Raw genomic sequence first — 13,799 nt, forward strand, 5'->3', positions numbered from 1 at the left:
GTGCCTGGTCCCACTGGGCCGCACAGTTCCACTCCCCGGGGTGACCGGACCGACAATCGTCCCGCGCGGCGCGGAGCGGCATAGGGTCGGGCTCGATGGGTGAACGACGGGAACGGGAACGGGCGTACGCCGCCGAGGGGGTCGTGTGGTCGCGGCTCGCCGGGCTGTTGCCGGGCGCCGAGGACATGGCCGAGGTCCAGGGGTGCTGGGACATCGGTGAGCAGGAGGCCGGTCTGTTCCGGCTGGTGGACCGGCTGTTCGAGCTGGGGCTGTCCGTGGACGACCGGACCCGGGCCGAGCTCGCGGCGATGGCCGAGCAGTGGGGGGTGTGGGACCAACTGGCCACGGACATCGTCGATCTGCCCGGTTTCGAGGGCAGGCTGCGGGTGGTGGAGGGCCTGGAACCGGTCGACGGGGCCGGCGGACTCGCTCTGGTGCCATGGATGAGATGCGAGCCGTGCGGTCGCGTCCTCGCCCTGGAGCACCGGCGCGAGTCATGGGGCGCCCTGTCGTTCTCGCCGGTGTCGTACGTCGTGTCCGTCCCGGACGGCTCGGGCACCCAGCATGTGCTCGACGCCGAGGGGACCGGCGCGGTGTGGCGCGCCCTGGACATGTTGACGGTGCCCTGCCGGGAGGCGGAGTAGCCGTGCGGGGTGCCGGCGACAGGTGGTGGAGCGAAGTCGACCGGGTCAGTCCGAGGGCCGGGGCCGGCGTCGCAGATCGCGTGCGGTCAGTCCGTACTGCTCCTTGAGCCCGCGCCCGACGTGGCGCGGATCATGGATGCCCCAGCGGGCGGCCACCGAGGCGATGGTGCGGCCGTCGTGGGCGGGGTCCCGCAGATCGCGGTGGATCCGGGCGAGCCTCTCGTGGCGCAGCCAGGCCCAGAACGGGGTGCCGGCGTGCTGGAACAGGCGGTGCAGCTGACGGTCGGAGATGCCGTGGGCGGCGGCGACCGAGGCGACGCAGAGGGAGGGGTCGCAGATGTTGGCCAGGGCGTAGACCCGGATGCGGTCGACGAGTTCGGTCGCGGTGTCCATACGGCCGGGAGCGTGCTCGGTGAAGGCCGCGACCAGCAGGGACACCAGGGCGTCCCCGACGTGGGCGTCGGCGGGTCCCGCCAGTTCGTGGAGGTGGCGGCCGAGTCCGTCCAGGAACGCGGCGAGGACCGCCTGCGCTCCGGTGTCGGCCGGCAGTCGGCGGGCCGTCTGTCGGCCGATCGCGTCGGCGTGCCGGCCCAGTTCCGCGCGGGGGACGCCGACGGCCAGCACATCGCAGCCGTCCATGACTTCGAGCCGGTAGGGCCGGGTCATGTCGAAGGCCACGAAGTCCCCGGCACGGGCCCGGGACTGCTGCCCGCCCTGGTCGGCCAGCGCGGGCCGGGACCGGTGCAGCGTCAGCTTCAGCAGCTCGGGGTCGGAGGAGGTGATCGTGCGGGGCGTCCGCGCGACCAGATGCCCCGAGCCACGGATCCGCGCGACGGCCAGGCGCCCCATCGGCGCCGCGTCGACATCGGCGTGGAAGGGCGCCCCGCCCGGGGGCGAGGCGGTCACGGTGAGCGGGGCCAGGATCGAGGAGGCCGCGGCCTGTAACGCGGCGGCACCGACGCGGTGGACGTGTAACGCACCCTCACCCAAGGATCTGCCTCCTCCACAGGCGCCCGCCCCGCCACGAGGTGACGGAACCTCATGTCCCTTGACGTAACGAGCGATCGGCGGGTTCCGTGGCGCGATCCGGCGACATCGCGGGCGGAATCCGGTGACTCGTCCTGCCGTCCCGCGCCTACCGTGGTGGCACGGGGGAGCGACGCCGGCCGGGACCTTCACCACAGTTCCGGCCGGCTGCCCGCGTCGGCATCCCGCCGACGGCCGCCACGACGTAGGTCGGCACCCTCACGTCACTTATGAATGTTGAACAGTTTTCTCAACTACTCTTTTTAATCACTCGCGTTGACATGAACATGGGCCCATGAGACGACTCCTCGGCACCCTCGCAGCGGCCGCCCTGGCCCTCACCGGTCTCGCGACCACCGGGTCGACACCCGCCGCGGCGGCCACCACCGGCACCTTCAACGTGCTGACGTACAACGTCGCCGGGCTCCCCGAAGGCCTGAGTTCGGGCCACCCGGCGACCAACACCCCGCTGATCTCCCCGCGGTTGGCGCCCTACGACATCGTCAACGTCCAGGAGGACTTCAACTACCACGCAGCCCTCTACGCGGGCGACAACCATCCGTACCGCACCGCGACCAGCGGCGGCGTGCCCTTCGGAGATGGTCTCAACACCCTCTCGGACCACGCCTTCGACGACTTCGAGCGGGTGAAGTGGAACGACTGCACCGGCACCAACTGCCTGACCCCGAAGGGCTTCTCGCTGGCCCGGGTGCGGCTCGCCGAGGGCGTCTTCGTGGACCTTTACAACGTCCACACCAACGCGGACGACACCGACGACGCGCTCGCCGCCCGGCGCGCCAACGTGGAGCAGCTCTCCGACTTCATCCAGGCGAACTCCGCGGGCAACGCGGTGATCGTCATGGGTGACACCAACACCCGGTACACGCGCGCCGGCGACAACATCCGCACGCTGGCCGACGAGAACGGTCTCACCGACGCGTGGGTACAGCTGGTGAAGGGCGGGGTGCGGCCGACGCAGGGCGCGGACGCGCTGGTGTGCCCGACGACGGCGCCCACCAACGACTGCGAGGTCGTGGACAAGGTCCTGTACCGGGGCAGCAAGCTGTTCTCGCTGACGGCCACCCGGTACAACAACGAGTGGGCGTCGTTCCTCGACTCCGCCGGGGGCAATCTCTCCGACCACTTCCCGCACACGGTCGACTTCTCCTACACCCTCAACTCGTCCCTGAAGGCCAGTGACTTCTTCGGCGGCCCGCACGGCACGGCCTTCAACGACGCCGACGACCTCCCGGCCGCCGTCTCCCCGCGCACCCTCACCCTGCGCGGCGGCTCCCGCCTGGACGCGGTCTCGCTGACCCACGACGGCGGTACGGCACTCACCCACGGCGGCACGGGCGGCACGGCCACCTCGCTGACCCTGGCGTCCGGCGAGCACCTCACCTCGGTGAAGCTGACCGAGGGCCAGAAGGACGGCCGGACCAGGATCTTCTCGGCGGCGTTCACGACGGACAAGGGCCGCTCCCTGTCGTCCGGTACGGCGACCTCGGACACGAAGACCTTCACCGCGCCCTCCGGTTGGCAGATCGTCGGCTTCACCGGCCGCGCGGGCGACGAGATCGACAAGCTGGGCGTGGTGTACGCGCCGATCGGCTGACGGTCGCCGCGCGGCCCGAGTTGGTGTTCCCGGTGTCCGGCCTGTACCTAAGGAGTGATCAGGACACGCTGGAGGGGGACCGGTGACACCGGAGGCACTTGGACCGTTCAACCGCCGGGTTCGCCTGGTCGTCGAGGTCCGCGACGACCAGGACGAACGGGAGCTGGCCGAGGGCCTGTTCGCGGCCCAGGGATGGGGGGTGCGGGCGGTCCGGGACGGTGACGCGGTCACCCCCGACGACGGGTACACGGCGTTCGTCGTCGAGATACCCGTGCACGGCTCGCGCTGGACGGCCCGCGGGGCCGCCGTCGAGCGGCTGACCTCGCTCGCGGACCGGCGGAAGGTCGACGTGTGGGTGCGGGAGACCAAGCTGGTCCCGCGCAAGTCGGCGGTTGCGCACACGACTTACCACGTCCATCACAAGGTGCCCGAGGGCGCGGGCCCCCTCCTGCGCCGGCTCGCCGAGCAGTGGATCGCCGTGGGCGGCTGGGACGTACGGCACACCCTGCATCTGCGCGGGGAGCAGACCGAGGACCAACGCGAGCGGGCGCTCGCCGAGTTGGAGGCGCGCAACCTCGGCGGCCGGCCGTTCGACCGCGAGGTGCACGACGTCCGGGTGGCGATGGGCCCGGCGAGCAACGGCACTCCGGGAGATCCACGACGGCAGGCGATCACGGTCGCGGCGACGATCGCCGTGGCCCTGGTCTGCCTGGCCTGCGGGATCGCGCTCGGTGTCTTCGCGACGCCGTGGCGCTGGGCGGCGCTGCTCGCCCCCGCCGGGCTCGCCTGGCCGGTGGGAGCCTGGCTGACCTCGAACGCACCCAGGCCATGGCCGGTCCGTCTGGGGTGCGGCGCGGCGTTCATGGGGGCACTGACCTGCCTCGGATACTTCTGGGCGGCGTCCCAGGAGGCAAGCCTGTCGCAGCAGTTCGTCTGGCTCGTCATCACCCTGGGCATCGGCTTCGTTGCCTTCGGCCTCTGGTACGCGCTCAGCGCGTCCTGGTTCAGCCGCAACGTGCAGTGGTTCCTGCCGGTGCTGGCCGCGCCGCTGCCGTTCGTCATCCCATGGGTCGGGGCGTTCCTGCACGCGGTCTACCTGGAGGACATGTTCGGAATCCCGGCGGACGCCGTGCACGTCGGCTTCTACTGGCAGTACGCCGTCGCGCTGAAGCCGCTGGGCGTGGCCGTGGTCAGCGTCCTCACCGCGCTCGCGGTGGGCGGCTGGGCGCGGCACTTCAACGTGGCACCGTCCGTCGGCGGCTTCTTCCGCCTGATGCTGGTGCTGGCCGGGCTGGTCGCGGTGCTGACGACGGTGACGCTCTCCCTGGACACGACCGAGAAGGCCGCCGAGCGGGCGATGGACGCGGCGGCCGAGGGCCGCCGTCCTCCCGGCTACTACGGCCTCCAGGGCGACCTGGTCTGTGTCCGCCCCCTGTCCGGCCGGATCCCGGTCATCAACGGCCCCCTCCCCACGACCCGGCCGCTGATCTCCTTCCAGCCCAGCGGCGACACCCTCTGGCTCTGGGACCCCTCCCGATCCCGCGGCGCGGACACCACCCGGCATGCGCTGCGGGTGCGGGCGGAGGACGTGACCCTGAGCGCGGCACACGGCACCCACTGCTGACGCCTTTATGCACTAGCATGAAACCTAGAGACCCTAGGTTACCGGAGAGGCCCCCATGGCCCGCGCAGGAATCACCGCCGAGCGGCTCACCGAGGCCGCCGCCGATCTCGCCGACGAGGTCGGGTTCGACAAGGTCACCGTGTCCGCGCTGGCCCGGCACTTCGGCGTCAAGGACGCGAGTCTGTACTCGCACGTCAAGAACCTCCAGGAGCTGCGCACCCGGGTCGCGCTGCTCGCCGGCGCGGAGATGATCGACCGGATCGCCGTGGCCGTCGCGGGCCGGGCGGGCAAGGACGCGCTGGCCGCGTTCGCCGGCGCCTACCGGGAGTACGCGCTGGAGCGGCCCGGCCGCTACGCCGCCACCCAGATCCGCGTCGACCAGGCGCTCGTCACCGACTCCCCCGGCTTCCGCCGCACCGCCGAGATCACCTACGGCATGCTCCGCGCCTACGGCCTGGAGGAACCCGACCTCACCGACGCCGTCCGCCTGCTGCGCAGCACCTTCCACGGCTACTGCGCCCTGGAGTCCACGGGCGGCTTCGGCGCCCCCCGCGAGGTGCGGAAGTCCTGGGACCGCACGATCGACGCCCTGCATGTCCTGCTGGAGAACTGGCCCCGCGCCGAGCACACCGGTGACTGACCTCCTTCGCGGAGGCGCTCACGAGGGCGTGCCCCGTCGGCCGAGGGCCACGATCTCGTCGTACGAGGGGACCGAGCCCTGCGGTGAGCGGTCTTCCGCGATCTCCGTGACCGTCTCCAGCATCGCCCCCAACGCCCGCCGGTACAGCAGCGAACCGAGGCTGACGCGGCGGACGCCGAGGTCGCCCAGGTGTCGGACGGTGGGACCGGTGGGCGAGTAGAGGATGTTCAGGGGGACGTCGAGCCGGTCCACGAGGGCGCCGATGGCCGTCGGATCGCTGAGGCCCGGCACGAACACGCCGTCGGCGCCCGCCTGTTGGTAGGCGTCGAGGCGACGGAGCGTGTCCTGCCCCTCGGAAAGCCAGTACGTGTCCGTGCGGGCGTTGACGAAGAGGTCCGGTGCCGCCGACTTGACCGCGGCGATCTTCGCGGCGTGCAGGTCGGCCGGTCCGAGCCCGTCCTCCAGGTTGATGCCGACGGCACCGGCCGCCGCCAACTCCCGTGCGAACTCCCCCACTTCGTCCGGGTCGTCGCTGAATCCGCCCTCGGCGTCCACCGACAGCAGGAAGGGCGCGGTGCCCAGCGTCAGCGCCAGCCGCAGGGTCTCGTCCCGGGTCGCCGCTGCCCCGTCGGGCAGTCCGGCCGCCGCGGCGACGCCGAGACTCGTGGTGCCGACGGCCGGGAAGCCCCGGGACGCCAGGGCGGCGGCCGAGGCGTGGTCCCAGGCGTTGGGCAGCAGAAGGGGCGCGTCACCGTGGTGGAGCGCGGCGAAGGCGGTCACGACAACTCACCCACCGCGTCGGCGTAGTACGTCGATCCCTCGAGGTGGCGGGCGAGTTCACGGAAGCTCCAGCCCTCACCGGGAGAGGCGTCGAGCTGGTCGTCGGAGAGCGCCTCAAGACGGTTGGCCCAGATCCGGGCGAGCCGGGTGAGCCGGCTGCGGGCCTCGTCGAGGTCCTGCTGGGTGAAGGGCGCGAGGTCCGCCTCGGTGGTCGAGGCGGACGCGTGCCAGTGGTCCGCCTGCGGCTCCTCACCCGCCAACCGGGCCTCCAGCTCGGCCAGATGGTCGACGAGGTGGTCGGCCACCCGCCGGATCGCCTTGTGCGGGGTGTAGACCCGGTCGTCGCTCTCGAAGGGCCTGCCGTCCCAGCGGGTCCAGGTCGCGGCCAGGGCGAGGACGTGATCGACCATGCCGGTGACGGCCCGGGCGGGGTTTTCGTGCGGGTGCTCGGTCATGTACGGCACGCTAGAGCCGTAACCCTTCGGTGCCAGCCGAAGTGTCGTCGGCGGACACCGAACGGGGTGCCCTACTCCCCGCGCTCCCCCGCGCTGCGCTCCACACAGAACTCGTTGCCCTCAGGATCGGCCATCACCACCCACCCGGTGCCGTCGGGGCGGCGCTGGTCGTCGAAGACGGTCGCGCCGAGGGCGAGGAGCCGTTCGACCTCCTCGTCGCGGGTGCGGTCCTGGGGCTGGAGGTCGACATGGACGCGGTTCTTGCCGGTCTTCGCGTCGGGGACGGTGATGAAGAGCAGCCCCGCGGCCTCGATCAGGGCCATGGGATCGCCGGGCTGGTCCTCCTCGTGCAGGGGCTGGTCGAGGACCTGGGACCAGAACGTCGCGAGGGCGTAGGCGTCGGCGCAGTCGATCGTCACATGGCGGATCAAGGAGGTCATATGAGCGATCTTTGTGCACTGCTGTGAAACGAGGCAACCAAAGTGGCAACCTTCCTGCCGTCGGCGGCCACATGAAGGCATGACATCGGCACAACACCCCACCTCCCACCGCCGCGTCCGCGGGGCCCGCAAGCCCCTGGTCGCGGGGCTCGCCGCCACCGCCGCCCTCGTCGGGGCCTGGTACGCGACGGCGGGGGCCAGCACCACCGCAGCCTCCGGCCTCACCGTGTCCGCCACCTCGGTGACCCTGCCGGCCAAGTTCCCCTACCTGTCCGCCGGTTACAACAACTCCCGCGAATGGACACGCACGGCGACGGCGGCAGCGCCCAACGGCACCCTGCGGGTGGCCTGGCCCGCCTCGGACGGCATCCATGTCACGCCGCTGACCGCCGCCGGCAAGCGCTCGGGTGCCGACACGATCGTCAAGGGCGCCAAGGAGGTCGGCGGGCTGGTCGCGCACAACGACGGCTTCGCGCTGCTCACCCGGGTCTCCGACACCAACAAGTGGAAGGAGACGGCGGCCGCGATCGTCCGCTACACCAACGGCAAGAAGACCTTCCAGACCAAGCTCACCGGCACCGCCACCAACGACACCTCGCCGACGCTGGACGGCCAACTCGTCTGGAACGGCACCAAGTACGGCGCGTACTTCGTGGTGCACGGCGCGGGCGGCTTCGCCGACGGGCACTTCGGCGACAAGATGCAGTACGTCACCGCAAAGGGCAAGAAGGCGAGCGGCGGCTGGAGTTGGGGGTGCAGCCACAACGAGGGCATCGCCCTGCACGCCGAGACCTCCGGCGCGTTCACCTCGCTCTGCTTCGACGACTGGCGCTCCGGTCTGTTCGTCTCGACCGGCATCGGCGCCCCCGACACCGCCCCGGTGGTGCAGCGCGAGCAGTGCTGGGCGGGCTACTGCGGCGGTACGTTCGCCGGTCGTACCGGTGATCTCGTGAAGTCCGCCTCCGGCCGCTACGCCACCGCCTTCGCCTCGCGCGGCGCCGCGTCGGCCAAGAAGAACCCCGACGACTCCAGCGGGCGCGGCTGGACGGTCACCCCGAAGACCAGCACCCACCAGGTCGCCGTCGCGTTCCTCAAGAACCGCGACACCCCTGCCGCGACCAGGGCGATCCGCCTGTCCACCACCACGGGCACGGAGCACGTCAACGTCCGCCTCGCCCCGTACGGCAAGGACAAGCTCCTGATCTCCTGGGAGTCGCTGAAGAACGCCAAGTGCAAGGACGGCACGTGCACCGGCACCTTCGCGGGCACGCATCTGCGGCTCATCGACTGGAACGGCACGTTCCAGAGCGCGGACAAGGTGATCGCCACCCGGATCACCGGTGACATAGCGGTCGCCAAGAACGGCACCCTGACCTGGGCCTCCGTCCCCGTCACCCCGTCGTACGCGACCCCCCTCACCGGCGCGTCGCCGACCACGAAGACCCTGAAGATCACCCAGCTGACCCCCTGACGCCCCAGCTCAGCCCCGTACCACCGCCTCCCCCGTCCTGCGCGACGCGGACGGGGGAGGTGGGCCAAGCCACCACGTCACACCCCGCCCTCACCCGGCAGCCGCGGCCGCCAGGGCGTCGACCATCCGCCGCATGACGTCGACCGGCAGCGCCGGGTTCCGCGCCGCCGTCTCCACCCCACCGCCGCGCAGCAGACCGACCAGCAGCCGGGCCGGCATCCGCGGGTGCAGTGCGGCGGCCTGCCGCACGTGTTCGTGCGGGTCCTCCAGCAACCGGGCCGCGCCGGCCGCCGACAGCCGTGGGTCGGTCGCGGCGCGGTACCGCACCTCCGCGCTCACGTCCCGGCTGAGCCGCTCGACCAGTTCGGGCGTCGACTCGGGGTCGTCCAGGGCCAGTTGCCGCATCCGCGGGCTCGGGTCGTCGGCGTATCGCACGAGGTCGTGGCGGGGGAAGTTGGGGTGACCGCGGGGCCGGTCGGGGGTGGTGAGGCTGCCGTCCCACCACTGCCACACCCGCAGGAGCATGTCGGCGGGCGCGTCGTCGCAGGACTCGGCGAGGAAGAGCTGGACGATCCGGTCCTCGTCCCGGGCGAGGCGTTCGACGACATCCGGGGGCAGACGCCGGGCCCTGGCCACGCATCTGCGCACCAGGAAGTGGGAGGAGGCGGCCAGGCGGCGCATGGCGTCCTCGTCGTCGTGCAGGGCCTTGACCCAGTCCAGCTCGAAGTAGCGGGTGACCGGGTCGAGTTCGACCGGGACGGCGGCCCGCTGCTCCTCGGTGAGGTCGGGCCGCGTGGACACCTGGAAGCGGACCCCGTCGTCAGGGTCCTCGGCGAGGAGGGCGACCAGGTCCGGGTCCAGCCGCGGGTTGGCGGCGAGCTTCCAGCGCTGCGACCGCTCCCCGTGGCGGGCCAGATGCTCGGCGAGGTCGCGCGCCAGGAGGCAGGTCTCCAGCGCCAGCACGCTGGCGGCCTCGATGTCCTCGGCCTCGAAGACCGACCGGGGCATCGGACGGTCCTGGTGGTACAGCACGCGCACCCGGGCCCGCACGATGTCGTGGGGGTCGGCGAGCAGCGCCTTCCGGCCCGCCGCGTCGAGATGCGGCCAGGCGGTCCGGCAGGCCACGGCACGCACCCCGCCGTCCGGGTCGGCGGCCAGCGCGACCGCCACGGAGGCGGGCAGCCCCTTGAGGCGCGCGGCTTCGGACCGCACCCGCGCGGACGGGTCCGCGGCGAGGACACGGCAGGCGTCCTCGGCGACGAGGGCCTGGTACTCCGCCGCCGTCATGGCCAGAAGCCACCGCTGCCGCTCGTCCCGCTCGGCGAGGATCACCCGGCCCCACTGCTCGGGGGTGATCCCCGGCTGGGCGTTGGCCGTCTTGAACCGCACCTCCCAGTCGGGGTCGGCCAGCAGCGCGTCGACGACCTCGGTCGGCAGGACGCCGTAGACGGCATAGGAGGACCGCACCGGCAACAGCGACCGCAGGTCCGCCGGTGCGGCCGGGTTGAGGGACAGCCCGCTCGCCCATGAATCCAGCACTTCCTGCGGGCACTTGGGCCCCTGGAACAGCGTCTCCCAGGCAGCCGCCCGCTCCTGCGGGGTCTCCCGCCCCGCCGCCCGGGCGGCCTCCTCCCGCCGCTCCCGAACCCGGTCGACGGCGACGAGCCGCACCGCGCGCTCCTCGGTCACGGCTCCGACCAGGGCGTCCCCGTCCAGCGCCATGGTGACGAACTCCGGCACACCGGCCAGATCCCAGCCGTCACCCAACCTCACCCTGACCCAGCCGTCACACCCCTGGACGGAGATGAGGAACACCCCGTCCGCCCCGAAGATCCCCGCCTCCGACGCCAACCGATGCCACCGCGCGTCGAGTTCACCGACCCCTGTTCGCTCCGCGACAACCGTGGCGGTCGGCTCGGCGAGCAGATACCGCCAGGCGAACGGAACCGGCAGCACCTCCTCGACCCGCCGCTCCCCCACGACGTCGAGCCCGGCCCGCCCCAGCAGTTCTACGAGTTCATCTCCCCCACGCATGATCCCCATACTGCCCGAGCCGACTCAGCGCACAGCGGCGACTTCCACCCCGCCGCCATCCACCCGCGCCTCGACCTCCCGCCCGTCGCACCACAGCACGTGCAGCACACCGGAGTTGTCGATCCACACGGTCACCGCCTCGGCCAAGGGCACGGCGTCCACCTCCCCGGAGAGCCGGGTCACGGCGACGAACAGCGTGGCCCCGTCCCCCGTCACACCGGCCAGTTCACGGCTCAACCCCGCGACGGGCAGGATCTCCGCCCGCGCCCCCTCCGCATCGGCCCACCCCGTGACCCGCACCGAAGTCCCCGGCTCCGCCCCCGCCACCAGATGGGCCCGCACCTCCACGGCCCCGTCCGCGAGCACCAGGCTGGTCACCCGCGCACCCCCGCCGGTGAGATGCCGCGAGGCCACCCACCCCTCCCCGACCCCCAGCGGCTCGATCGAGGTACGGCTCGGATCGCCCCCGACAATCACGCTGTTGTCGTACAAGGGTGAGGGCGCCGTCACCGTGGAGTAGGCGAGGCGGGTGTAGTACGGGTCGTAGCGGACGTCCTCGCTGCCGTGGTTGTGGAGCCGGACGAGCCCGTCCGAACTCGTCGACTGGACGAGCCAGTTGGGGGCGTCGATCGACCGCACCGCGTCCGCCCGCTCGGCCGGCCCGGGTTCCTCGACGGCCGTCCACACCTCGTGCTCGGGCGGCAGAAGAAGCCCGATGAAGGCCTTGCTGGCCCAGTAGGGGGAGGCAGGGCCGGAGTACCCCTGGAGGACGGCCTCATCAGGCCCGTGCCACCCCAGGGTCAGCAGCCCGTCCTCGTTCACCGCCCCCCGGTCCAGGAAGTACTTCAGCGCCCCGGACGCCAGCCGCCGCGTCTCCCCCGGCGTGAGCGGTGTACGGCCGGTGAGGGCGCCGAGCCACAGCGGGGCGGTGGTCGCGAAGCGGTAGGTGAGGGAACGCCCCTGGTGCATCGGAGCACCGTCACCGCCGAACAGGTGGGCGTAGTCGGCGAGATGGGCTTCGAGCCGGTCGCCGTACAGTGAGAGCAGCCGGCTGTCGTCGGCCAGCCACGCGTGCAGCACCGGGTAGAGGTGCATCGCCCAGCCGTTGTAGTAGTCGTACTTGCGGCCGTCGCCGTCGGTGTACCAGCCGCCGCCGACGTACCAGTCCTCGATACGTTCCAGACCTCGGTCGATCGCCTTGCCGGACGCCTCGGTCTCGTACCCGATCTCCTTCAGGAAGCCGCCGACGGTGACGGGGAACAGCTCCCAGTTGCAGGGCCAGGCCTCAGCACCGAGCGCGTCACCGAGCCAGGCCACCGCCCGCTCCCGCACCTCGTCGTCCAGCCGGTCCCACAGCAACGGCCGGGTCAGCCGCAGCGCGAGCGCGATCGACGCGGCCTCGACGAGCGGCTGACTGCGGTCCTCGATACGGGGCCACACCCCGCAGACCCCGGCCGCCAGACCGTCCCCGTACCGCTGAAGCGCGGTCTCGTCACGCCGGAAGGCGGCCAACAGCAACGTCCGGGCGTACCCCTCCAGCCCATCGGAAAGCCGCCCGGACCAGCTCGTGTGCGTACCGGGGAACTGGTAAAGGGCCCCGCCCTCCGCGGCATATGGCTCAGTCGCGGCGAGCAGCGCGTCAGCGGCAGCCTCCCAATGGGCGCGCGTGTAACCGGTGTGCGGGCTCAGCCTGCGGTCTTCGGAGGGAAGGTGCATGGGCTCTCTTTCAAGACTCGCCTAGGTAATACGCCCCTCAGGGGCGCGGGGAACTTCGCGACCAGCCCCCACCGGCCCGCAGACAAACACCAACCAACAGGCCTGAGGCGCCCCGGTTCCGGTCGGGGCGCCCCAGGGGCTCAGTAGGCCACCCGCACCAGCCCCGCGGGGACCAGGTGCTGAGCGACAAGCTCATCGCGGACAATCCCCGCATACACCGTGGCCCCGTGCACGGACGTGTGCGTGTTGTCGCGCTTCTCGTTGTAGAGGTACAGCGCCTTGGAACCCTCCGTCCCGAGGGACTCCACGAGCGTCTTCGTCCTCGCGGTCAGGTCGATCAGCGGGACGCCGTTGTCTGCCGCGACCGAGCGGATGACGGCAGGGTGGTCGACGCCCAAGCCGTTGACCAGGAGTGCGGTGTTGTTGTTCAGGGTGCCGTCGGAGTTGAACCAGCGTCGCACGATCGGCGTCACGAGGACAGGCTCCCCGCCCTTTTCGCGGATCCCGGCGACCAGAGTCTCCAGGTTCGCCCGGTACGTCGCCTCGTCGGTCGTCTTGTCGTTGTGGGCGAGCTGGACCAGGACGAGGTCGCCGGGCCGGATCAGCGGCTGGACGGTGCCCCACAACTGGGCGCTCGCGAGATAGCTGACCGTGCTCTCGCCGGAGTCGGCGTAGTTGGCGACGGAGACGCCCTTGCGCAGGTACTGGGGCAGCTGTTGGCCCCAGCCGGAGTAGGGGTCGCCGGGCTGGTCGCAGACCGTGGAGTCGCCGACCAGGAGGATCTGGCGGCTGTGCCGGGCCGGGGTGACCAAGATGTCGGCGAGGGCGGGCGCGGTGCCGCCGATGACGAGGTCGAGGCCGGGGGTGCCGTCCACGCCGGTGGGCTCGCCCTCGGGGGTGCGGACGTTCACGGTGAAGCTGCGGGCGACCCGCTCACCGGCGGGCGCGGCCGTCTCCGGCAGCAGGGAGCGCCGGGTCTCGCCGCTGATCGCGGTGGCCGACGCGGCGTCGCCGCCGAGGAGGACCTTCACGTCGTACGTGCCCGCCGGGACGTCGAAGTGACAGGCGCCGGCGGTGCAGTTCTCGATGCCGAGCGGCGCCCGCCCTCCGTGCGCTTGGGCGGCCGGTACGGCGGTCAGTCCGGCGCCCAGGGTGAGCGCCGCCAGCACGGCGAGGTTGAAACGTCTCATTCGCTGCTCCTCCGACACATGGCAAGACCTGGCGGCTGGACCGTACCCCTATCGGCAAGCGCTTTCTAGACCTCGGGTCGATTTCACAAGATTGCCAACCTCCTGCAAGCGAAAGCCCTTTCGCGAAATCGATTCAACTGTCACTCTGCGAGACACCCGCACCT

12 protein-coding genes are annotated in these 13,799 nt (G+C 71.7%); 5 read left to right on the top strand and 7 right to left on the bottom strand.

Annotation, left to right across the window (positions count from 1 at the left end; translation table 11 throughout):
* Nucleotides 1–95: 95 nt before the first annotated feature.
* Nucleotides 96–644: a hypothetical protein gene (locus tag OG885_RS10915; RefSeq protein WP_405729731.1), complete on the top strand. Its 549-nt coding sequence runs from the start codon at nt 96–98 to the stop codon at nt 642–644.
* Nucleotides 645–689: 45 nt separating this feature from the next.
* On the opposite strand, the gene OG885_RS10920 is transcribed toward OG885_RS10915, so the two are convergent.
* A complete protein-coding gene (locus OG885_RS10920) occupies nt 690–1,634 on the bottom strand; it encodes a helix-turn-helix domain-containing protein (protein WP_405729734.1) in 945 nt (314 codons plus the stop codon).
* A gap of 331 nt (nt 1,635–1,965) precedes the next feature.
* Between OG885_RS10920 and OG885_RS10925 the strand changes: the two genes are divergently transcribed.
* The 3 genes from OG885_RS10925 (at nt 1,966) to OG885_RS10935 (ending at nt 5,549) form a co-directional block, all read left to right on the top strand.
* A complete protein-coding gene (locus tag OG885_RS10925) occupies nt 1,966–3,285 on the top strand; it encodes a jacalin-like lectin (RefSeq protein ID WP_405729737.1) in 1,320 nt (439 codons plus the stop codon).
* Nucleotides 3,286–3,367: 82 nt separating this feature from the next.
* Nucleotides 3,368–4,909 carry a hypothetical protein gene (locus OG885_RS10930; RefSeq protein WP_405729740.1) on the top strand — a complete coding sequence of 514 codons (1,542 nt, stop codon included), beginning with the start codon at nt 3,368–3,370 and terminating at the stop codon, nt 4,907–4,909.
* 55 nt (nt 4,910–4,964) lie between these two features.
* Nucleotides 4,965–5,549, top strand: coding sequence for a TetR/AcrR family transcriptional regulator (locus OG885_RS10935; protein WP_399951148.1), 585 nt, complete (start codon nt 4,965–4,967; stop codon nt 5,547–5,549).
* 18 nt (nt 5,550–5,567) lie between these two features.
* Here OG885_RS10935 and OG885_RS10940 read toward each other — a convergent pair whose 3' ends face one another.
* The 3 genes from OG885_RS10940 to OG885_RS10950 all read right to left on the bottom strand — a co-directional run bounded on the left by OG885_RS10940 (nt 5,568) and on the right by OG885_RS10950 (nt 7,224).
* Nucleotides 5,568–6,329 (bottom strand): isocitrate lyase/phosphoenolpyruvate mutase family protein, encoded by a 762-nt coding sequence (locus OG885_RS10940; RefSeq protein WP_405729744.1) that lies wholly within the window; start codon nt 6,327–6,329, stop codon nt 5,568–5,570.
* Nucleotides 6,326–6,784 (bottom strand): hypothetical protein, encoded by a 459-nt coding sequence (locus tag OG885_RS10945; RefSeq protein ID WP_405729747.1) that lies wholly within the window; start codon nt 6,782–6,784, stop codon nt 6,326–6,328. The genes OG885_RS10940 and OG885_RS10945 overlap by 4 nt, the downstream gene beginning before the upstream one ends.
* A 71-nt stretch (nt 6,785–6,855) precedes the next feature.
* Complete coding sequence (locus OG885_RS10950) at nt 6,856–7,224, bottom strand: VOC family protein (protein WP_405729750.1); 369 nt, start codon at nt 7,222–7,224, stop codon at nt 6,856–6,858.
* A gap of 79 nt (nt 7,225–7,303) precedes the next feature.
* Here OG885_RS10950 and OG885_RS10955 point away from each other — a divergent pair, with 79 nt between their 5' ends.
* Nucleotides 7,304–8,695 carry a hypothetical protein gene (locus OG885_RS10955; protein ID WP_405729753.1) on the top strand — a complete coding sequence of 464 codons (1,392 nt, stop codon included), beginning with the start codon at nt 7,304–7,306 and terminating at the stop codon, nt 8,693–8,695.
* Between the two features lie 90 nt (nt 8,696–8,785).
* Here the strand turns inward: OG885_RS10955 and OG885_RS10960 are convergent, their stop codons facing one another.
* The 3 genes from OG885_RS10960 to OG885_RS10970 all read right to left on the bottom strand — a co-directional run bounded on the left by OG885_RS10960 (nt 8,786) and on the right by OG885_RS10970 (nt 13,635).
* Entirely contained in the window at nt 8,786–10,729 is a 1,944-nt protein-coding gene (locus OG885_RS10960; protein ID WP_405729756.1) for a PE-PGRS family protein, read from the bottom strand.
* Nucleotides 10,730–10,753: 24 nt separating this feature from the next.
* Nucleotides 10,754–12,445: a DUF2264 domain-containing protein gene (locus OG885_RS10965; RefSeq protein ID WP_405729759.1), complete on the bottom strand. Its 1,692-nt coding sequence runs from the start codon at nt 12,443–12,445 to the stop codon at nt 10,754–10,756.
* A gap of 140 nt (nt 12,446–12,585) precedes the next feature.
* Nucleotides 12,586–13,635, bottom strand: coding sequence for a GDSL-type esterase/lipase family protein (locus OG885_RS10970; RefSeq protein WP_405729762.1), 1,050 nt, complete (start codon nt 13,633–13,635; stop codon nt 12,586–12,588).
* Between the last annotated feature and the right edge of the window lie 164 nt (nt 13,636–13,799).

It is taken from the genome of Streptomyces sp. NBC_00028, assembly GCF_045041065.1.
Taxonomy (GTDB): domain Bacteria; phylum Actinomycetota; class Actinomycetes; order Streptomycetales; family Streptomycetaceae; genus Streptomyces.

Bases quoted from the DNA above. Each gene is read 5' to 3' on its own strand.
- OG885_RS10960 (WP_405729756.1), bottom strand. From the start codon at position 10,729: ATGCGTGGGGGAGATGAACTCGTAGAACTGCTGGGGCGGGCCGGGCTC.
- OG885_RS10915 (WP_405729731.1), top strand. From the start codon at position 96: ATGGGTGAACGACGGGAACGGGAACGGGCGTACGCCGCCGAGGGGGTC.
- OG885_RS10945 (WP_405729747.1), bottom strand. From the start codon at position 6,784: ATGACCGAGCACCCGCACGAAAACCCCGCCCGGGCCGTCACCGGCATG.
- OG885_RS10935 (WP_399951148.1), top strand. From the start codon at position 4,965: ATGGCCCGCGCAGGAATCACCGCCGAGCGGCTCACCGAGGCCGCCGCC.
- OG885_RS10955 (WP_405729753.1), top strand. From the start codon at position 7,304: ATGACATCGGCACAACACCCCACCTCCCACCGCCGCGTCCGCGGGGCC.
- OG885_RS10970 (WP_405729762.1), bottom strand. From the start codon at position 13,635: ATGAGACGTTTCAACCTCGCCGTGCTGGCGGCGCTCACCCTGGGCGCC.
- OG885_RS10925 (WP_405729737.1), top strand. From the start codon at position 1,966: ATGAGACGACTCCTCGGCACCCTCGCAGCGGCCGCCCTGGCCCTCACC.
- OG885_RS10950 (WP_405729750.1), bottom strand. From the start codon at position 7,224: ATGACCTCCTTGATCCGCCATGTGACGATCGACTGCGCCGACGCCTAC.
- OG885_RS10965 (WP_405729759.1), bottom strand. From the start codon at position 12,445: ATGCACCTTCCCTCCGAAGACCGCAGGCTGAGCCCGCACACCGGTTAC.